This window comes from Desulfosporosinus paludis, from assembly GCF_045689965.1.
Taxonomy (GTDB): Bacteria; Bacillota; Desulfitobacteriia; order Desulfitobacteriales; family Desulfitobacteriaceae; genus Desulfosporosinus; species Desulfosporosinus paludis.
The window spans coordinates 1916259-1935327 of the sequence record NZ_CP144211.1; the positions used below are offsets into that span (position 1 = coordinate 1916259).

Below are 19069 nucleotides of genomic sequence, written 5' to 3' on the forward strand. Positions count from 1 at the left end.
AGAGCCTTGTCCATTGTGCAAATATAAAATAATAAGCCAGGAATGCCATCAAGGTATTCCTGACTTTAGTCTTTGATTGTTAACTTATGACGTTTCTTTCCTATATAGTGGGCGTTTGTATCGTTATCTTCTTTCCAATATCCCGAAACTCAAGTGTCATCGTCATAGGGTCGGATCTAGCTTTATTTTTGGCTTCGATCGTCGCTTTCACCAACGTTTTATCCGACTTTCGAATATAAAGCGTATACTGGAAATCGGTCCAAAATGCCTCCATCATCTGATTTTGTACACTAGGTTTCAACTGACATATCCAAACTCTTTCTCCATTTACCTTGCCCTGCCCGCTAAGCACCACCTCTCCAAGCTCTTTCATTTGCAGTGAAGATAAGGGGCTAAGCTCCGCCAGAAAGACCTCTTGTGCTGCTTGACCATTGGCAAACTTAATCCACTTTTTGTTAAATGGATCTTTGCTGAAGGTAGAATCGCCGATTTTGACCAACTCGACTTCGCTTCCGGTCAGCTCTCCCACAATCCGGGTGTTTCCTCCATCTTTTTCTCCCTGTACCTGAGCAAGTACCCGATTCTTCCCTTCAACCCATTGATACTGAGTCAAACTGTAGCGAAAAGAGGTCGCCGCATTCAATCGTTCTAAGCCGTTTGTCACGAGCTTAGTGGGGTCTGGCGGCCTGAAAAGCCATCCAACGATCCCCCCCAACAACACGATGCTTATTCCGATGATAAACCATAATCCCCTTTTCTTCATAACATGCCCCCCTGGCGGAGTTCTTACCTACTATTATGTAACTTCAGCTTGCCCTATTCCTCTGCATAAAAATAACGCCTCTTATTTCAAGACGTTTGATGTAGGACTATTGAGACGTTATCCCAGTAAATATCTTTCTATGTCACTAAAGGAATTTCCAAAAGTAACTGCCGAGATTCTTTCTCCTTCAGCAAACAGGTTTTCGTTGTAGGTCTTTTCGTAACAAGCAAGCATCCTATCAAAATTCTCAACTTGGTTTATGATTATTTCCGGCTTGTCAAACCCTTCCTTTTCAACCAGGACTCCCACGAATCGGTAATCAAGTTCTTTAGCGCGTTCAAAGGTGTTACTTAAATACTCAATTGTTAAGGATTCCATCATGATTCTCCTTTTTTCTTTCTCTATTTTGTTCTCTTGCGAAGAATATATGATATCTCCCCTTTTCGTAATGTACGAACGTCCTATTTTGTATAAGACAAAAGCCATGTTTTATCAAACTATCAAGAAGGAATTCTGCGCCGAAATAAGCAGATTATGACCTATTGCGGCAGAGTTAAAGAAAATTAATCAACCTACCTAAAAACGACATATTCTCCAATAAACAACCACTATAATTAATTCATTAACGATGTAGCCAGATGAGGGTGAGTGATACATATGCTTAGCGAATATAGGGGACTTCCTAAAAATGTTTATATTATCATATTTGGTAATCTTATCAACGCACTAGGCACATTTGTAAGGCCACTGATGGCCTTGCTTCTAACAGATAAATTGCATTATGCCAAGGATTATGCCGGTTTTATTATTATGATATCTTCCCTCTTATCCATCCCCGGTTCTCTAATAGGGGGAAACTAGTGGATAGCTTAGGCCGAAAGAAAATTTTAGCGGTTTGTAATGCCCTAAGCGCATTTTCTGTATTCTTATGTATTGGACTTTTCAATTCACCTATTTTTCTTTTTTTAATCATATCGATTACATTTTGGCAGTCTATGGCACGTCCAGCATTAAGTGCCATGATGGCTGATGTTACAAGTAGGACTAACAGAAGAGCTGTCTTTTCCCTATCTTATTTAGGAATAAATATTGGTTTTTCACTAGGCCCTATCATTGCAGGCCTTCTATATAAAAATCATCTTAAGATTTTATTTTCTGCAGACGGACTAACAACCATCATTTTCATCTTTCTTATCTGCTTTGCACTTACTACTGATACTCAGACATTAAAAACTGAAAAGGTTGCCAAGAATGAACGACCCGTAGAGGGCAGCGCCTTTAAAGTATTGCAGTTAAGGCCAATTTTGCTGTCTTTCGCCATCATTCAGATGCTCCTCGGCTTAGTTTATTCTCAATTTACATTTTCCTTACCTCTTCTGCTGAACCAGTCGTTTCACGAAAACGGAGCAACAATTTATGGTATCTTGGCCAGCGTAAACGGAATTACGGTTATAGCGTTTACAACGATTGTCACTAAATTAACCGGTAAATTTACGACTATAAACAACATGAGTGCCGTAGGCCTGTTGTATTCAGTAGGATTTGGCATGTTGTTTTTCGTTGGCAATAACCTGCCCTTATTTATTTTATCGACATTTATTTGGACTGTGGGAGAAATACTTTCTGTCGTTAATATGAATGTCTTTGTGGCTGACAACACTCCAATCTCCCATCGAGGAAGGCTTAATGGCATAATTCAAAGCATCTCTGGTCTCGGTTCCAATACCGGACCCTGGATTGCCGGATTAATGCTGAACATTGTTACCCTTAGGTCTATTTGGTTGGTTTGGTTTGCTGTTGCCTTATTGGCTGCATCATTAATGTATTGCCTTAATTTCACGAAAGATCAGACTAAACGAATTGAGATTCCCAATCAATAGAAAATGCAAGCCTTCAGCAAACCTCAACCAATAGAACTCAGTCTTTATCGACTTTATAACGGCAATTTATTCATATTCGGGGTGGTTATATTGAGCCAACTTCCGATACAGAACAGAACGATGAACACCCAACACCCGAGCAGCTTGCATCTTGTTGCCTTTAGCGGCCTCCAGAGCATTGAAGATGATCTCCTTTTCCGCTTCTATATAAACCTTGCCGCAGTGTATGAGGTCCGTCTCCATAGTTCTGAAGCCCTGTCTCCCTGATTAATTGAGCCGGAAGATGCTCCAAATCAATATAGTCATCTGTGCAAAAGTTAATAATTCGCTCCAGGATGTTCCCTAACTCCCTTACATTTCCCGGCCAATGGTAAGATTTCAGAACCTCCATGGCTTGTGGCGAAATGCCCTTAATCCGCGTCTATCTCAGACTCCTTCCCTTTAGTGAAAGTATTTTATAGTACTGTCGTCGATGAGCGACACTGTCGTTATTAAACAACTCTGAACTACATAATTTGGCCATAATGATTTCTATGCTTGAAACCAATTTATGGAATATGATGTCTATCTTATTAATACTAATATCTATTAGGATATCGAGTATTAAGGAGTAAATGATTTATGGAATATGCGAAACCAATCTCCTCTGCCAAATTTTACGCAAGAACCATCGGCAGTACGTTATTCATTACGCTGTGCTTTAAAGCACTGCAGAACAAAATCACTCTGGAACAGGCGAGCAGCCTTATCACCTTGGCCTTAAGTATTATTCTACAAGCATTGCCTTTTATCCTAATCGGTGTATTAGCCTCTTCCTTGATCAGACTTCTCGTCCGCGAAGAATGGATCGCCAAATTCGCCCCCAGTAATAGCCTCGCCGGAGTAGTCGTTGGGGGATTACTGGGTTTGTTTTTTCCGGTCTGCGACTGCGGAGTCATGCCTGTTGCCCGCAGCTTGCTGCGCAAAGGGGTGTCGATGCAGACCACCTTTGCCTATTTGCTGACTGCTCCGGTCATCAATCCCTTAGTTATCCTGGCGACAGCCTTAGCCTTTCAATGGAATTGGCATTTCGTCGCGCTACGCATTTTGGGAACCTTTGTCGTTGGAGCGGTTATAGCTTTCCTTATAGGTAATTTGTTTAGTCCCCGGGATTTCGGAGTAGCTGCAGGTAAAAACCATCAAGAAGAGCATCACTCCCAAACACAAACTATCCATGAATTATTTCTCCATGCCGTAGACGAATTTTTCGACATTGGCGGATATCTTATCATCAGTGCCTTTTTGGCAGCAGCAATTCAAGTCTGGCTTCCTAAAGAAATTCTTTTTCAATTTGTCGATAATCCTTATCTGGCCATAGGTTCGATGATGATTTTGGCAATTTCAATGTCTTTGTGTTCGGAAGCTGATGCCTTTGTAGCTAGGGTATTGGCAAATCAGTTTCCTCTGGGATCGGTATTTGCTTTTCTCCTTATTGGACAAATCCTGGACTTGAGAAATATCGTTCTCTTTAGCAGAAACTTTCGTTTTTCCCTATTCGTTTTTATTGCCGCTGCGTCGATTATTTTAACCTTCCTTTGGGGGCTGGGACTTAACTTTATACTGGGTCAGCGGATTCTATGAATCAGGACGCTAAAAACCTATTTAGCATTTCACAGGGAGGATTATAAATGATACCTTTCAAGAAAGACGAGTCTGTAAAAGCCGTAATCTTAATAGGCTTCGTCATCTGGATAATATACCTTTTACATTCCGGCAACATCAATCTATACTTGAGCCCAAATTTAACCTGGCTCTCCAAGGTATCGGCCATATTTTTAATCCTCCTGACCGCAGCAATATTACTGCCGGCAAAGCACACCTCAGCGCATTGCTGCTGCGGGCACACCCATTCCCATACTTCCGGGCATAACCACGCTCACGCTGCTCTCGGGTTGAGTAAAATTCTAATTTTTTGTGTTCCTCTCTTGCTCGGTTTCACTGCCAAACCTCAGGTTCTCGATTCAACGACGTTACTCAACAGCATCAATACCGCCGGGGCACTTCCCTTTTTTGTGGCGCGGCCCTCTCTGGCCGGCCAATTTAACGCTCCGGTAACTAACCCGGTTCAGCCTGTAAACACCCCTGCAGCACCCGCCGCCCCAATCATCCCGACAAATGAGCAGCCTGCGCTTATAGATTCTAAAATAACTCAAACGGATCTTATCCAATTAGCTTTAAGCGATAACCCCGATCAAATATACAATCACTCTTATCGTTTAACGGGGTTCGTGTACAAAGATCCCGCTTAGCCAAAGACCAATTCGTCATCACTCGCTTTGTTATCACCTGCTGCGTTGTAGATGCTCAGCCCATAGGAATCATCGCCGAATTGCCTAACGCCTCCAGCCTGGAAGCCAATACCTGGCTGGAGGCGGAAGGAGTCTTGAAAAAGCGCGCTATTAAAGATTCCGACCAAATAAACCCGGTTTCCAATTTTCAGACTGCGGAAAATACTGCCCCTTATTTCATGGTAACGAAGTTAAAAAAGATACCCACGCCTAAAGACCCTTATTTGAGTCCACCGCAGTAAGCGAATTATTTTGTCCAACTATAACCGCTGTCTGTTGTCTGCCATGTCGTCCCGTTTACAGTCACTGAAATACTTGGGCTTGACTGCTGGGAATTAGAGTTTGCAAGGTTCAAGCTTAGATTCGCCGCCGGCTTTTCTTCCCAATGCTGCCCTCCGTCACTCGTATAGAAAAAAACGTACGTTGGATGAGCTTTTCCCTGCGGCGCCTCGGCGATCTCCTCGATCAAAACCCCATCTTTGGAAGTGAAAAATGTCGGCGGTGTTACATCAAACGTCATACTTGTATACCCCGGCACATCCTTGGGCACCGGCAATTCTTGATGCACCCAGGAATGGCCGCCGTCATTTGTGACAAAAATCCACTGGTAGCCAACTCTTGGCACGTAGCCGGTAATCCAACCGGTTGAATCATTGACAAAACTAAGCCCGTTTTTAACGCCTCCGTAGGGCAGCGTACCGGCGGGCAAATTAGTGGATTCCGCCGCTGAGACATTATTCTGATCCGCTGTCGCAACGTTTGTCCAGCTCTTCCCGCCATCCGCCGTCTGGTAGATATCGGCAGGCTCATTTGTCATAGCGCCTTGCCCGGGAACCATCTTCCAGCCATGCTGGGAATCAATGAAGACAACATCCACTTTATCCTTAAGAATTGTTTGTAAACGATGATTGGGAAGCCAAAGCGGATCACTCACCGGCGGAGTTTGCGGCTCTGTTGCAGGAGCAGTTCCTTGGGGTTCCGTTTGACTTTGAGTTGACGCCGGTTGTTGTGATGGTTCTTGTTGTTGCTGGGTCTGTTTGCTGGAATAATGGTATACAGCCAGACACATTCCCAGAACCGCCACGCAAGCAACAACTACAATCGACTTAGCAGGCTTCATAGTAATTTTCCCTCCTAGAATCTCCGCATTAGTGTGATTTATTCCGTCATCAGCCGGGTAGAACTCTAGCCAGGTCATAATCCGGCGTTCCTTCAAACTGCCAGATTTGTGCCTGCTCACTTGTTTGAGGGAAGTAAACCCAATACTGATTGGAAGTAGTAAGGACGCTTTGGTCCGGTGTTCCTCCCGGATAATCTGCTACCCAGTAATATCCCGCCGTGAGTGGGGCGAAATTGGCTCCCATGGTTAGTTTGTTCCATTCGTACGGGCTCGAATACGTGCCGGGCTTGACTGAGCTATTCTGTTGAAGCCAAGTAATAAAAGCCGTATAAATTGCCTGGTTGTTGGCATAGTCCTGAGAATCCAGGCCACCACCTGTAGCTTCAACATCGGCAAATAAGACGAGCTTAACTTTCGAGCCGTAATAAGTACTCATGTCCTGGAATGCTTTACTGGCTGCTTGAGCCTGTTGTTGTCCCCATTGCGCTGCCGATGTTCCTTTAGGAGCCATACTTAGCCCTGATATCAGCCAATAACCATAAACCCACGTGGCATCCGTCGCCCCGGTTTTATTAAAATAAGCCCCATTAGCATCATCACCGCCTGCATTATAGTGCTGGTGAAGACCATATCCTAATTGCCCTATATAGAAATCATTCTTATACGGGTTAGAGCTTGTCCCGGAATCTTCCCCATAATACCCGACAGATTGATCCGCTTGATCGCTGTTCTTTAAATCAGGCGCTGTGGATAAGGCTCCTACAGTAATAAGAGCCTGTGAGTCAGTGGCTGATGTTTGAACCGCCAGGCTTACCGACGTATTGTTAACCAAAGATACTACACTTGCATTACTGCCAAGGATTAAATTTGACGGCCTGTTCACCAGAACATTGGCAAACGCACCTTGCAGCGTAACCGTTTGACTTAAATCATCTTCAGCTATTGTGACAAGAAGAACACTTGAGCCTGGAGCCGAAATAAGTGTTGCCATATCATTTACGGAGACAGGTTGTGTAAAAGTACCTGTCAATTGAACTGCTGAAGCCGGGTCCGACTTTAAGGCACTGGTGATGGTTATTTGGCCAAATGATCCGCCGCCGGAGTTATCAATATTAGCCGACGAAGTCAATGTCGTCTGCGCTATGTTTGTTGTCCCGCTCGATTTAATCTGGACGTTGCTGCCGCCGGCGATAACCAAAGTATTAGCCGTCACATTTTGCAGTTCAATACTATTGGAACCTCCGGAAAGAACCACAAGATTGGCTGCGGTAACATTTTGCAAGCATGCAACTCCTGTCTCTCCCGGATCAAGGAAAATTGTCCCGTTTACTTTTACATTATTTAACGTAGTATTGTTGCCTAGAATATCAAGACTATTATTGGTTAGGGAATTGCTCAGCGTTGTATTATTTCCGCTTATCTTAAGTACTGAATCGATAAGAGCCGGAGAATTCGAATCCGCAGGCCCTTGCGCTATTCCATCCTGACTAATGACTTGGGCCGAAGACAGTTGGGAAAGAACATTGGCAGATACCACTGCTTCACCGCCTAAAGCAACTATGTGAGGCGATAAATTGGCTCGGGCATAAGTCTCGCTTCCGGAGGGTAAGGATTGGGATGTTAATAAAATTGGAGATCCGCTTAGAGCGGCCAAGGGTGAAACAGCTAAAGCGTCAACCAGCGTGTCTCCATTGGCTAAGTAGGTCGTTTTATATTTAAAAACATTAGAGAATTCTTTTAGGACCTCTATGTTGGTCTCATAGCGGTCTATTCCGGCTACACGCTCTACTGAACCCGGCAGTTGAGATGCCGCAGCGTCACTGACTACCGCAGTTCCACCAATGATATATGTTTTGCTAAGATTGCCCTTAATACTATTTAAGTAGTCGCTTACGGAGTTGGGCAAGCTCTCTACACCGGAGTAAAGAATTGGAATGCTTTGAGCACCCGCTATCGATGAAATTGAGAGAGCATCAACACCGCTGCCGCCAACAATAATTGCCTTGCTGATTTTAGCACCTTGTTTGGCCAGCTCTTTAGCAATGTTGGTCGATGTTTCCGCTGTGTCACTACCGCCAAGACTTTCTACCTCTGTTACTGTAGGAATAGTTTTTACTTGTTTGGTTAAATTCTGAATATCTACGCCAGAACCATTGGTTATAGTAATGATAACCTTTTTTACAGCCAGCTTCGTGAGCTCCTGCTGGGCAAAATGGTTCAAAGAACCTCCCTCAGTGAGTAAAATGGGAGCATTAAGTTTAGCGGCAAGAGGGCCCGCTGTCAAGGCATCCACCAGGTTTGAGTCCGTACCAGGGGCCAGTATTGCACAATCAGCTGTTCCTCCCCATCCCGCCTCGGCAATTTTAGCCGCCGTTTCATAACGGTCATAACCATAAATGCGAGTGGCACTGGTATCTGTTGCCGTACTTGTTGCCGCCTGGGCTGTAATTGGCAAAAAAACAATTGTCAAAGCTAAAAAGACAGCCAGGCCAATTATTTTTTGTTTTATGACTTTCATGATTGCTTTTCCCCTCTTTAGTCATTAATTAAATTTTTCATTTATGCTTTTAAATTTCTCTCTAAGGTTAATTCTCTAAAAGATCCAAGTGGAAGTCAAGTCCCTGCCTCTGGGAACTCCCACTTCCACTTGTAAAAAATGTCTGTAAGTTAGATCTTAAACCTCAGCTACAACGAATTCAGGAATATTGTCACTTACTGAATGCCAAGAGCGTTTCCAACTTGATCAAGTTGTTCCGCCATCCATTGAATATAGTTTTTGCCTGCCGGTTCGGTTTCCGTGACTTTGACGATCGGAATGCCATTCCCTTGAGCCAACTTAACTATGTTCTCCACTGTTGGACTATCTGTCTGAGTGTTAAAGACAAATAATTTAATCTTATGATTCTTGATATCATCTTGTACAGTGGCATAATCAGAAGCAGTCGGGTCATTTCCCTCTTCAACGGCCAGGGCAAATTTAGGATTGTTGACCTTCAAGTTAAGGGATTCCGCCACATAATCAAAGACCGGCTCCGACACATCTATGCTTACAGGATCGCTCTGTTTGATCTTTGTCACTTTGTCCGTCAATGGTGCCATGGTTGCAATATAGTCTTTGGCCCGCTTTTGATAGTCTTCTGAATTGGCCGGATCAAGTCTCCCCAAATCATCGGCTAGTTTACTGGCCAATTTGGGCATCGTGGAAAGATCATACCAGACGTGAGGATTGTCTCCGGCCGACTTACCCAGCAAATCGCTTCCCACAGCAACGACATCTTTAGTTTTGGCTGAGGAATCAGCTTTAAGCAGCCTCCCCATCCAGTCATCGTAGCCGATGCCCGTATAAACAACAACTTGAGCGCCTGCCACCGCTTTCGACGTTTCTGCGGTTGGCTCATAATCGTGGGGGTCTTGTCCCGGATTTGTAAGTATCGACGTTACATTGACACGATCACCGCCGACGGCTTGAGCGACTTCACCGTAAAAGTTTTCAGCGGCCACCACGTTAATCTTGGCACTGGAAGCCCCGGCACTGTTCGCCTGAGTGGCAGCAGCGCCGGTCGCCGCAGTCGGTTTTCCCGTATCGCAACCTGTCAACACCCCTATGGCCATCGCCGTCAAAGCAAGACCCAGCTTCCATTTGGAAATCGCAGTTTTCATGTTTATTCCCTCCTAAATAAATATAAACTATTCTAAAAGTGATGCCTGCTCAGTTTTAAACTCCGGAATCGAGTGTAACTGCGCGCTTTTCCGTAACGCTGCGCTCTCGAAACATGCTCCACCCTAAAGAAGCAAAATAAAATATCCCTTCCACCGCCGATATAAAGAAGCTAACCGGGGCATTCGTATAAAATCCTAAAACAAGCCCTATCCAAACCCCAATCACTGAAATCAGCGCCGACAGCAAAATCATGCGCGAGATGGAGTGGGTAAGACGCTGAGCAGTTGCCGCCGGAGTTGTCATCAACGTGAAGACCAATAAGGCTCCAATAACCTGCACGGCCTCGGCGGTAGCAACGGAGAGCAGCAATAAAAAAGCGATGGAAATAAAACGGATCGGTAAACCTGCCGCCTGAGCCCCCACTGGATCAAAGGAGTCAAAGGTTAGCATTTTGTACCCAAGAACCAGCATGAATAAGACAAAGACTGATAAGATCGCCAGTTTCTTAACATCTTCAGGGCTTATCCCTAAAACAGTGCCGAATAATAACGAGGACACAGCATTGGATTGCTTACTGGAAAGAGTTAAAAACAATAATCCCAAACCCAGAAAAATGCTTAGAATTACACTAATCACGGCATCTTTGCGGAACATTTTAATTCCCAAGCGTCCAATCACCAACGCTGAAGCACAGGTAAAGAGCAACATTCCATTGAGAGGGTCGACTCCGAGGTACAGGGCAAAGGCCGCGCCGGAAAATCCAATGTGGGAAAAGGTATGAGCAATAAAAGGCAACCCGCGGGCAATCACAAAAACTCCGATACAGCCGCACATTAAGGCCACCAGCGTACCGGCAAGAAAGGCGTGCTGCATAAAGTCATAGTGAAGCATCTGCCAATACCTCCTGTCCGCTGTTATCCCCGTGAAGACAGGTTGAAGACTCCAGGCCCTTGGCGGCAGACGTTGACACGATGAGCTTTGAACCGACTTGCAACACCTCAACCGGAGCTCCATACAACCGAGTTAAAACGTTCGCTTGCAGCACTTGTTTAACGGTACCTATGGCATATTGCCCTTTTGTTATGTACAGAATACGGTGAGCGTATTTGGCAATCAGGTTCACATCGTGACTTACAAAAAGGACACTTATTCCTTTCCGCTCATTGATGCTATGGACGACAGAGGCCAAATTTTCTTGGGCTCCGGGATCTAAATTGGAGGTTGGCTCATCAAGTAATAAAATTTGTGGGTTTCTGACTAAAGCCTGAGCGATAAATAGGCGCTGCCGCTCTCCCCCCGACAACTTGCCAACAGCTTTATTGGCCAAGCGTTCCGAATCAGTCACATACATAGCTTCTCGAATGGTATCGCGATCTTGCTTAGTTAACCAGGGCCGCCAGCGATGGGGTAAGCCAAAACTTACAAAATCCCAGGCCCGCAAAGGTGTGTCTGCATCAAGCTGCCGCGATTGTGGCGCATATCCCAGCATGGATGAATTTGACACTTGCTCATCTCCTTGCAAGACAATTGTGCCGCTTTTAATCGGCACCATACCCAAAAGAGCTTGCAGCAGCGTTGTTTTGCCTGCCCCGTTCGGCCCAATAATCCCCACAAACTCTCCAGGCTTCAGGGTAAAGGAAAGATCTCGTAAGATCGAAATCCCTCCAAGTTGAACGTTTAATCTTTCAACAATAATACCGGCTCCCATTTCTTCCCCCTTAACAATGCCGACCTGAAAGTCGGCAGTCTGAACAATATCCGGAAATTTCAAAACGATGATCCACTACAGTGAAATCATCCTGATCAATATGAATGAGCTCCATGGGGCAATCATGAACTACTTTAATAGAGCCGCACCCCAAACACACTAAGTGGTGGTGATGTCCATGACCACAGCTAAGCCGATAGCGGATCGCTTCATCGCCGTATTCCATTTCTTCAATGACCTCCATTTGGCGCAGAAGCGCTAACGTGCGATAAATTGTATCATAGCTGATCGACGGATAGGACTTTCTTATATGTTCATAGACTTCTTTGGCCGTCAAGTATCTTTCCTGATATTCAACGAAAAGATCTACGATCGCTTTGCGTTTACCTGTAAAGCGATACCCAGATTCTTTTAGCTGCTTTAGGATCTTTTGATTTGCAGACATTGTTACGCCTCCCTCTAACTATGAGCTTCCAGACTGGTCCATTTCGTAATTATTACGATTTATAGTCTACGGCATTTGCCTATCAATGTAAATAGGAATCTTTACGATTTGTAATTGAATAGTGTCGAAAACTCACTTAGCTTTAGCAAAAAACATTATCCGGTATGATATAATCACGTGACTCAAGATAAAAATTTAGGATGCTTATAAATCGAATACCCTTGAGAGTCCTTGGGTTCAATCATAAATAGAATGAAAAGACCATGAAAATCCACAGCATCATTGTGCTGCAGACCTTCATGGTCAAGCTATCCACTTTTGTATGTTCTTTTAAATGTTGCTATTTTTCTGGCTTTCAGGCTTATGTACAAGACGCTGCACAATTACCGCGATCAGCCCAATAACCACAATCCCAACAAAGGCCGACAAAAGATAGCCAAGGGATTGCTGCCAGAATGATCGATCATACCCGGCGATACCATAGTCTGGCAGAAGTGTATGCTGCCAGAAATCGCTGAATTTCTGAAAACCGCTGGGAAGGAAGCCAAGCTGAGATTGCAATTCATCGGACCCCAGTTCCCCCACGCTGATCCTGAAGCCAGGAGTCCTAAAGGAGTAAATATTGCCAAAACCAATAGCCCTATAATATAGTTTCTTACCCGATGGGAAGCATTTTTACTCTCCGAATTGGCCCTCAGTTCCAGCAAAGCCGTATTAGAACGTTGCAAATAGCCAACTACCAAAGCATTAACGACAGCCTCTACGGGACCGGCTACAGTCATGTGCGCAAAGAGCATTGCCGGTAATGCTACATTCAACCCGTACGGACTATAAAGCGGAGTACCATTGGCTGTGTGGAAAAGAAGCGGCTGTAATCCAAACTCCGTTCCGGCTGAAACCGAGGCAAGACACAGCCCAATATAACCAGCGATAGCTGCCCCAATCCAGCGGCGTTTTGATGAAACCACACTATTCCCCGCTATGAGGCTATAGAGGCCATAGCTTACAAAAGGAAGAACAATACCCATGTTGAAAACATTGGCACCTAACGCTAAAATACCGCCATCGCCAAAAAAGATCGCTTGAATCACTAAAGCAATTGTAACTCCAATCGCCGCCGTCCAAGGTCCAAACAAGATCGCCAGCAACGAACCACCTACCGCGTGAGCTGTTGTGCCGTCTGGAATCGGAACATTAAACATCATGATTGTGAATGAAAATGCCGCACCAATAGCCAACAGAGGGATGTTTTTCGCACTGAGTGTCTTCGAGGTTCTTTTTGCGGCAGCTGCTAGGACAGAAGCACTGACTATACCAAGTACCGCGTCTGTTTGTGGACTCAAATACCCGTCTGGAATATGCATTATGATTCCTCCTTTGTAAAATAAAAGCCATAGAAAATGGGCATGACTTCATCTATACTACCGTGAAGTAACGCTACTCGTTAGTAACAGAGAGCATAAAGTAGTATTAATTGTTCTCATCAATATCCCCCTCCAAAAAATAAAACCATGAAGATTTGCCTTTTCCTATAGGCAGACCTCCATGGTCATTTTCCAGTTATTAAGATTTTTCAAGTAAACTAGCAGAGCTTGCTCATATACTCATTTGGGCATCTTCTTGATACCCAATCTATTTAAAAGAATATTCGATATTACTTTCAAAATTCCTTTTTAGGTTTAGGTTTTTTTTAAAATTTTCTATCAACATAAACTCAACAAATCTCAATAAGATTTATTTGCTGAATGGAAAGCTCATTCCTTCTTACATCCGAAACTTGCAGCCCCATTGGAATCTTTCTTTTACTTGAGTTTAGCATCTTTGATGCTTAATCAACAACTCCATATTCGCAAATAAAGTTTTTTCTACACTGGATTACTTTCTTGCTCAGCCAGCTTAGCATAATACTCTATACAATCATTAATGCTTCATACATCCTCCTCTCGATTAAGAGAACATTTATCGATCCCGTTATGTATATAATACCGTTAGCTTGCCTCTTCATTGTTCTTCTGAGATCTCTGCCATACTCCTTTCCATTTCTTCCATAGCTTTTCTGCCGCTTCCACTGCCACGGGATCAAATTGTATGCCCTTATTTAAAAGTACTTCTTCCCAGCATTCCTCCCAGGACATTGCCTTTCTATAGGGCCTAGCAGAAGTGATAGCGTCAATTGAATCCGTCACTCCAATGATTCTTGAACCTAAAGGGATTCTGTCCTCCTTTAAACCGTAGGGATATCCGCTCCCATCCCATCGTTCATGATGGTGCAGCACAACTTCAGCTATTTTTAAAAGCCGTTTTGATTTTGATAGGATGTTATGGCCAATCTCAGGATGCTTCTTTATCTGTTCCCACTCATGAGGAAGGAGTTTTCCTCTCTTGTTTAGGATGTTTTCCGGGATACCCATCTTCCCTATGTCATGTAAGTGGGCGGCAATATGTAAATCCTCAATCTCTGAGCCCTTCAGTCCCATAGAACGCCCCAAATCAAACGACATATCGCCTACCCTTGAAGAATGTCCGCTAGTGTATACATCTTTTGCTTCCAATGCAGCAGCCAAACACTCAATAATATCATGAAATTGATCTTGACGGAAAAATCCTCTGGCAAATTGAAACATGAGCACTTCCTCCTATTTAATGTGGCACGTCATCCTTTCCATCCGACCGTATTTCAATTACTACAAATGATTATCATTTACCACAAAACTTATATCTGCCCTTTTTCTAGCTGTTCAAGCATTCCTTCTAGCGAGGTTCTGCTGCTGTTATGGCATCTTAATACCGGGATGTTTTTTCGTTTTGCTTCTTTCACAGCCGTGTGGATCATCTTGTGAGATACCGTCCATGTAAATAGTACAATTCCGTCAGGATTGCCGATTAACTTGTCGAACCTGGTAGGCATCTGCGTAAAAACTTTTACACGATGCCCGCGTTTTGAGCATATCTCCTTATACTCTTCATGCATTCTGTCATGACCTCCAACAAGAACGATACTCATATAATTACCCTTCTTTCTTTTAGTTTAATATTATTTTACCTATCCCGGATTAGACTGAGCTAAAATCCCAGCCGGTTACCTCAATGAGATTTCGTAATTGATTACCATTTTCATTTAAAATAGATTACTTATATATTACAGACAGTACGGTAATCAGTCAAGCAAAAGATTATCAAATAGCGAAAGTTAACCGATCCTCCGATCGGCAAATTCGGACAGGATAGAGCTTGAACGTGTTTTTTAAATAAGGTAGGCCCGAAGTGATACTTATAACGGGATAAAACATGAAGTGAAATTTATTTTGATTTAATCGATAACTATTATCGATTATGAATATTTTTCTTCCTGATTTAATACTCTTAATTGGATTGAAAGATTATAACGATAAATTTATCTTTCTTGCATTTAGTTATTGAAAATGATTATCATTAGTAGTAGAATTGTAATAGGCTAGAAATGAGAGACAACAACCTAAATAAGACATAATTAACTACAGCCTTTAAAGGAGAGTGGTTTTAAATGGAAAAGGAAAATACAGCGGCTATATACGATGCAAATTTAAGCGTCTGCCGTCCTCGCTCATCATCTTCAGGACACGTTATTCCCCTAAGCATGGTGCGCTCTGGGGAGCGGGTCAAAGTTAAATCCGTTTCCGGCAAGGATGACACAAGGCGTTTTCTCAGCAATATAGGTTTTGTCGAGGATGCCGAAGTAACGGTGGTAACAGAGATGAACGGGAATGTCATTGTAAACGTTAAAGGCACGAGAGTGGCAATCAGCAAGTCGATGGCTAGCCGTGTGCTGACTGCTTAACTGCTATTTGAATTTTGGAGGAGAAGATTATGAAAACACTCAAAGAAGTCAAACCAGGAGAGACCGTATCCGTCACTGCTTTCAAGGGAGTCGGCGCACTCCGTCGTCGTCTCATGGACATGGGCATTACCAAAGGGACAAAGATCTACGTGCGTAAGGTGGCTCCCCTTGGCGATCCGATCGAAATCACTGTTCGCGGCTACGAGCTTTCCCTGCGCAAAGACGAGGCAGAAAATATAGAAGTGATTTGAAAATTCCTATGTTTTAGCTAATCTTAAGAACGTTAAATATGGTAAAAGGAGAGTAGATAATGGCAATTAAAATCGCACTTGCCGGTAATCCAAACTGCGGCAAGACAACAATGTTCAACAATTTAACAGGCAGCAGCCAGTATGTAGGCAACTGGCCAGGCGTTACCGTAGAAAAAAAGGAAGGAAAGCTAAGAGGCCACAAAGACGTAATTATCACCGACCTCCCGGGAATCTATTCCCTTTCTCCCTATACCCTTGAGGAGGTCGTCAGTCGTAACTACCTGATGAATGATCATCCCGAGGCCATCATCAATCTAGTGGATGGGACCAATCTAGAGCGAAATCTGTATCTCACGACCCAGATCGTGGAGTTGGGCATTCCGGTTGTAGTTTCCCTGAACATGATGGATATCGTTAAGAAGTCCGGCGACAAGATTGACACTCAGAAACTAGGTGCGGCATTAGGCTGCGAGATTGTGGAAACCTCCGCCATCAGAGGTGAGGGCTCCATGGAAGCGGCTGAAAAGGCCATCGAGCTCGCCAAAGCGAAACGCTCCTCAGTCCCACAGCACAAGTTCAATAAGCAGGTTGAAGAAGTTCTCTCATCTATCGCTGAGACCTTTAAAGATGTCCTGGAACCGCAGCGTGCCCGTTGGTATGCCATCAAACTTTTCGAACGTGATCAAAAAGTTTTGGAGTCACTCCAGTTCTCCACAGAACAAAAGAACAAACTGGAAAGCCTCATCGTTCCCATTGAAGAAGAGCTCGGCGATGACAGTGAAACCATCATCACCAACGAACGGTATGATTATATTGCCCAGCTTGTTGACAAGTGCCTCCGCAAAAATTCCAAAGCAGCGTCGGTTTCCGACAAAATCGACCGCATCGTAACCAACAGATTTCTGGCTCTCCCAATTTTCGCTGCTATCATCTGGCTGATTTATTACATCTCAGTCACGACTGTGGGATCCATGGTCACGGACTGGGTGAATGACACTTTATTTGGCACTTGGGTCACCAACGCCGCCACAGCAGCCATGACTGCCATTGGGGCTGCCGACTGGCTCAGCGGACTCATCGTAAATGGTATCATCGGCGGTGTGGGTACCGTGCTTGGCTTTGTTCCTCAGATGCTCATCCTCTTTTTCTTCCTCTCCATTTTGGAGGATTCGGGTTATATGGCACGGGTCGCTTTCATTATGGACCGGATCTTCCGCCGTTTTGGTCTGTCGGGCAAATCCTTTATCCCCATCCTGATCGGCACCGGCTGTGGTGTACCGGCTATCATGGCAACCCGAACCATTGAAAATGAAAAAGATCGCAAAATGACGATTATGGTCACGACTTTTATGCCCTGCAGTGCTAAAACAGTCATCATTGCCATGATTTCCACCGTGTTTTCCCAAAATCGCTTTGGATTGCTCCCGCTATGTATTTCCTTGGGATCGCTATGATCATCATTTCAGGCATTATTCTAAAAAAGACAAAACTCTTTGTCGGAGATCCCGCCCCCTTCGTTATGGAGCTTCCCCCTATCATATGCCCGCAGCTAAAGGCGTGCTGATCCATATGTGGGAACGCAGCAAGGCATTCATTATCAAAGCTGGTACCATCATTTTTATTGCCAGCGGCCTCGTTTGGTTCCTCTCTTCCTTCGGTTGGAACATGCAGATGGTTGAAAACGTCGACAACAGTATGCTGGCTTCCATTGGTCATGTGATCGCTTGGATTTTCGCTCCACTTGGCTTCGGAACCTGGAAGGGAGCAGTTGCCACAATCAGCGCTCTCGCGGCCAAAGAAAATGCCATTAGTACGCTTGCCATTCTAAATGGAGTTGCCGATCCTGATAATACGCAGGCCCTGATCTCAGGCATCTCTACCATGTTTACACCAATCGGCGCCTTCTCGTTCATGCTGTTCAACCTTTTCAACCCCCCTTGCTTTGCCGCCATCGGCGCCACCAGCCGGGAAATGGGCACTTTCAAATGGACGATGATCGCCTTCGGATATCAGATCTTGTTAGGCTACAGTGTGGCTTTTGTCGTCAATCAGTTGGGCAATCTCCTCTTCTTCGGCGGCAGCTTCGGAGTTGGTCCGGCACTGGCGATCCTACTCTTAATTGTTGTACTTTTCCTTCTGTTGCGTCCTTCACCTGAACGCAAAGTAAGCCTACGACGCGTGGGTGTCGGCGCCTAGTTTCATCAAAATGCTTTAGTACTATTCCTTGGTCGGGGCGGTTAAATCAGCCGTCTCGGCCGGTTGGGAGGTCTTACCATGAATTTACCGACTATCCTGCTTGGTGTTGTCCTAGTCATGCTTTTTGCCCTGGCTATCCGCTTTCTTGTTAAAAACGGAAGCTGTTCTGTATGCGTTGAAAAAGGAAATTGCCATTCATCGAAAGCCTCGGATGTTTCCGCAGGCTGCGGGGGGCATTGTTCGGGATGCCACTCTTGCCCCTCAAGCTCCGCTCCACTGAAGCACTGAACCGCCCAGACTTCCAAGCAACAAACAGTTCCAGAATGCCATCGTTCGGGCGATTTATCGAAAATCATAGCTAAAAAACCGGATGCGGCTACAGAAGACAGCATCCGGTTTTGTTTATACTAGCCAGAAAGAAGAGATGAACATGGCAACCATCATAATTTGCATCCTGCTCGCTGTCATTGTGTTTTTAGGAATCCGCAGCTATCGAAAAAAAATGGTTTCAGGTTGCTGTGGTTCGGACAGTGACGCAGCCCCTAAAAAGGTCCGGGTCGAAGATCAGAATTTGAGCCATTACCCTTATGAAAAGGTTCTCAAAATTGACGGCATGACCTGCCGCAATTGCTTTACTCACGTTCAAAACGCGCTCAATTCCTTAGACGGTGTTTTTTCTAAAGCGGATTTAGACAAGAAGAGCGCCAAGGTATATATGAAGGAAGAAATTCCTGACCAACTTCTGCGGAAAGCTGTCTTAGGAGCAGGTTATACGGTCATGTCTGTCAGTGAAACTAGACATCGAGGTTAAATTCCTATATTGTAACCTTGAAAAAAGTTGCACCAATATAAAAATATTAAAGCCGCCCGACTTGATGATTCAAGCAGGCGGCTTTAATTA

At 44.4% G+C, this 19069-nt stretch carries 20 protein-coding genes and 1 pseudogene; 9 read left to right on the forward strand and 12 right to left on the reverse strand.

The genetic code is table 11. The annotated features are described in order from the left end of the window. Window positions 1–100: 100 nt before the first annotated feature. Together VZF35_RS09725 and VZF35_RS09730 are read right to left on the reverse strand one after the other, a co-directional pair. Window positions 101–763, reverse strand: coding sequence for a hypothetical protein (locus VZF35_RS09725; protein WP_407313134.1), 663 nt, complete (start codon window positions 761–763; stop codon window positions 101–103). Between the two features lie 117 nt (window positions 764–880). Continuing rightward, window positions 881–1141: a hypothetical protein gene (locus VZF35_RS09730; RefSeq protein ID WP_407313136.1), complete on the reverse strand. Its 261-nt coding sequence runs from the start codon at window positions 1139–1141 to the stop codon at window positions 881–883. A gap of 482 nt (window positions 1142–1623) precedes the next feature. On the opposite strand from VZF35_RS09730, the gene VZF35_RS09735 reads away from it, so the two are divergent. Beyond that, complete coding sequence (locus VZF35_RS09735; RefSeq protein ID WP_407313138.1) at window positions 1624–2643, forward strand: MFS transporter; 1020 nt, start codon at window positions 1624–1626, stop codon at window positions 2641–2643. Window positions 2644–2709: 66 nt separating this feature from the next. On the opposite strand, the gene VZF35_RS09740 is transcribed toward VZF35_RS09735, so the two are convergent. Further along, window positions 2710–2886: a helix-turn-helix domain-containing protein gene (locus tag VZF35_RS09740; RefSeq protein ID WP_407313140.1), complete on the reverse strand. Its 177-nt coding sequence runs from the start codon at window positions 2884–2886 to the stop codon at window positions 2710–2712. Between the two features lie 378 nt (window positions 2887–3264). On the opposite strand from VZF35_RS09740, the gene VZF35_RS09745 reads away from it, so the two are divergent. From VZF35_RS09745 to VZF35_RS09755, 3 genes are read left to right on the forward strand one after another with little or no spacing between them, the layout of a single operon-like run. Then, a complete protein-coding gene (locus VZF35_RS09745; RefSeq protein WP_407313142.1) occupies window positions 3265–4263 on the forward strand; it encodes a permease in 999 nt (332 codons plus the stop codon). 47 nt (window positions 4264–4310) lie between these two features. Further along, window positions 4311–4931 carry a DUF1980 domain-containing protein gene (locus tag VZF35_RS09750; RefSeq protein WP_407313144.1) on the forward strand — a complete coding sequence of 207 codons (621 nt, stop codon included), beginning with the start codon at window positions 4311–4313 and terminating at the stop codon, window positions 4929–4931. Between the two features lie 17 nt (window positions 4932–4948). Continuing rightward, the gene (locus VZF35_RS09755) at window positions 4949–5212 is read left to right on the forward strand and encodes a hypothetical protein (protein ID WP_407314565.1); all 264 of its coding nucleotides are present in this window, start codon (window positions 4949–4951) and stop codon (window positions 5210–5212) included. Between the two features lie 5 nt (window positions 5213–5217). On the opposite strand, the gene VZF35_RS09760 is transcribed toward VZF35_RS09755, so the two are convergent. From VZF35_RS09760 to VZF35_RS09800, 9 genes are all read right to left on the reverse strand, one after another. Next, on the reverse strand, window positions 5218–6168 hold the full coding sequence (locus VZF35_RS09760) for a WD40/YVTN/BNR-like repeat-containing protein (RefSeq protein ID WP_407313146.1): 951 nt from the start codon (window positions 6166–6168) through the stop codon (window positions 5218–5220). Further along, entirely contained in the window at window positions 6140–8608 is a 2469-nt protein-coding gene (locus VZF35_RS09765) for a cell wall-binding repeat-containing protein (protein ID WP_407313148.1), read from the reverse strand. Before VZF35_RS09765 ends, VZF35_RS09760 begins: the two co-directional genes overlap by 29 nt. Window positions 8609–8802: 194 nt before the next feature. After that, entirely contained in the window at window positions 8803–9750 is a 948-nt protein-coding gene (locus VZF35_RS09770; RefSeq protein WP_407313150.1) for a metal ABC transporter solute-binding protein, Zn/Mn family, read from the reverse strand. Window positions 9751–9805: 55 nt separating this feature from the next. Continuing rightward, a complete protein-coding gene (locus VZF35_RS09775) occupies window positions 9806–10642 on the reverse strand; it encodes a metal ABC transporter permease (RefSeq protein WP_407313152.1) in 837 nt (278 codons plus the stop codon). Next, window positions 10629–11522: a metal ABC transporter ATP-binding protein gene (locus VZF35_RS09780; RefSeq protein WP_407313154.1), complete on the reverse strand. Its 894-nt coding sequence runs from the start codon at window positions 11520–11522 to the stop codon at window positions 10629–10631. The genes VZF35_RS09775 and VZF35_RS09780 overlap by 14 nt, the downstream gene beginning before the upstream one ends. Next, window positions 11470–11904 carry a Fur family transcriptional regulator gene (locus VZF35_RS09785; protein WP_407313156.1) on the reverse strand — a complete coding sequence of 145 codons (435 nt, stop codon included), beginning with the start codon at window positions 11902–11904 and terminating at the stop codon, window positions 11470–11472. Before VZF35_RS09785 ends, VZF35_RS09780 begins: the two co-directional genes overlap by 53 nt. A gap of 392 nt (window positions 11905–12296) precedes the next feature. Further along, the gene (gene cbiM / locus VZF35_RS09790) at window positions 12297–13268 is read right to left on the reverse strand and encodes a cobalt transporter CbiM (protein WP_407313158.1); all 972 of its coding nucleotides are present in this window, start codon (window positions 13266–13268) and stop codon (window positions 12297–12299) included. 624 nt (window positions 13269–13892) lie between these two features. Then, window positions 13893–14528, reverse strand: a complete 636-nt coding sequence (locus VZF35_RS09795) for an HD-GYP domain-containing protein (RefSeq protein WP_407313160.1) — start codon at window positions 14526–14528, stop codon at window positions 13893–13895. Between the two features lie 89 nt (window positions 14529–14617). Continuing rightward, complete coding sequence (locus VZF35_RS09800) at window positions 14618–14908, reverse strand: DUF2325 domain-containing protein (RefSeq protein WP_407313162.1); 291 nt, start codon at window positions 14906–14908, stop codon at window positions 14618–14620. A gap of 519 nt (window positions 14909–15427) precedes the next feature. On the opposite strand from VZF35_RS09800, the gene VZF35_RS09805 reads away from it, so the two are divergent. The 5 genes and pseudogenes from VZF35_RS09805 (at window position 15428) to VZF35_RS09825 (ending at window position 18979) form a co-directional block, all read left to right on the forward strand. Next, a complete protein-coding gene (locus tag VZF35_RS09805) occupies window positions 15428–15721 on the forward strand; it encodes a ferrous iron transport protein A (RefSeq protein ID WP_407313164.1) in 294 nt (97 codons plus the stop codon). Window positions 15722–15750: 29 nt separating this feature from the next. Further along, window positions 15751–15972: a ferrous iron transport protein A gene (locus VZF35_RS09810; protein WP_407313166.1), complete on the forward strand. Its 222-nt coding sequence runs from the start codon at window positions 15751–15753 to the stop codon at window positions 15970–15972. 59 nt (window positions 15973–16031) lie between these two features. After that, window positions 16032–18168 (forward strand): annotated as a pseudogene (feoB, locus tag VZF35_RS09815) (ferrous iron transport protein B). 78 nt (window positions 18169–18246) lie between these two features. After that, entirely contained in the window at window positions 18247–18456 is a 210-nt protein-coding gene (locus VZF35_RS09820) for a hypothetical protein (RefSeq protein ID WP_407313168.1), read from the forward strand. Between the two features lie 142 nt (window positions 18457–18598). Then, window positions 18599–18979, forward strand: coding sequence for a cation transporter (locus VZF35_RS09825; RefSeq protein WP_407313170.1), 381 nt, complete (start codon window positions 18599–18601; stop codon window positions 18977–18979). Window positions 18980–19069: the final 90 nt, after the last annotated feature.

Excerpts from the sequence above, each read along its gene's own strand:
- VZF35_RS09825 (WP_407313170.1), top strand. The coding sequence starts at position 18,599 with ATGGCAACCATCATAATTTGCATCCTGCTCGCTGTCATTGTGTTTTTA.
- VZF35_RS09820 (WP_407313168.1), top strand. The coding sequence starts at position 18,247 with ATGAATTTACCGACTATCCTGCTTGGTGTTGTCCTAGTCATGCTTTTT.
- VZF35_RS09785 (WP_407313156.1), bottom strand. The coding sequence starts at position 11,904 with ATGTCTGCAAATCAAAAGATCCTAAAGCAGCTAAAAGAATCTGGGTAT.
- VZF35_RS09750 (WP_407313144.1), top strand. The coding sequence starts at position 4,311 with ATGATACCTTTCAAGAAAGACGAGTCTGTAAAAGCCGTAATCTTAATA.
- VZF35_RS09760 (WP_407313146.1), bottom strand. The coding sequence starts at position 6,168 with ATGACCTGGCTAGAGTTCTACCCGGCTGATGACGGAATAAATCACACT.
- VZF35_RS09805 (WP_407313164.1), top strand. The coding sequence starts at position 15,428 with ATGGAAAAGGAAAATACAGCGGCTATATACGATGCAAATTTAAGCGTC.
- cbiM (WP_407313158.1), bottom strand. The coding sequence starts at position 13,268 with ATGCATATTCCAGACGGGTATTTGAGTCCACAAACAGACGCGGTACTT.
- VZF35_RS09730 (WP_407313136.1), bottom strand. The coding sequence starts at position 1,141 with ATGGAATCCTTAACAATTGAGTATTTAAGTAACACCTTTGAACGCGCT.
- VZF35_RS09765 (WP_407313148.1), bottom strand. The coding sequence starts at position 8,608 with ATGAAAGTCATAAAACAAAAAATAATTGGCCTGGCTGTCTTTTTAGCT.
- VZF35_RS09775 (WP_407313152.1), bottom strand. The coding sequence starts at position 10,642 with ATGCTTCACTATGACTTTATGCAGCACGCCTTTCTTGCCGGTACGCTG.
- VZF35_RS09810 (WP_407313166.1), top strand. The coding sequence starts at position 15,751 with ATGAAAACACTCAAAGAAGTCAAACCAGGAGAGACCGTATCCGTCACT.
- VZF35_RS09725 (WP_407313134.1), bottom strand. The coding sequence starts at position 763 with ATGAAGAAAAGGGGATTATGGTTTATCATCGGAATAAGCATCGTGTTG.
- VZF35_RS09795 (WP_407313160.1), bottom strand. The coding sequence starts at position 14,528 with ATGTTTCAATTTGCCAGAGGATTTTTCCGTCAAGATCAATTTCATGAT.
- VZF35_RS09800 (WP_407313162.1), bottom strand. The coding sequence starts at position 14,908 with ATGAGTATCGTTCTTGTTGGAGGTCATGACAGAATGCATGAAGAGTAT.
- VZF35_RS09740 (WP_407313140.1), bottom strand. The coding sequence starts at position 2,886 with ATGGAGACGGACCTCATACACTGCGGCAAGGTTTATATAGAAGCGGAA.
- VZF35_RS09745 (WP_407313142.1), top strand. The coding sequence starts at position 3,265 with ATGGAATATGCGAAACCAATCTCCTCTGCCAAATTTTACGCAAGAACC.
- VZF35_RS09770 (WP_407313150.1), bottom strand. The coding sequence starts at position 9,750 with ATGAAAACTGCGATTTCCAAATGGAAGCTGGGTCTTGCTTTGACGGCG.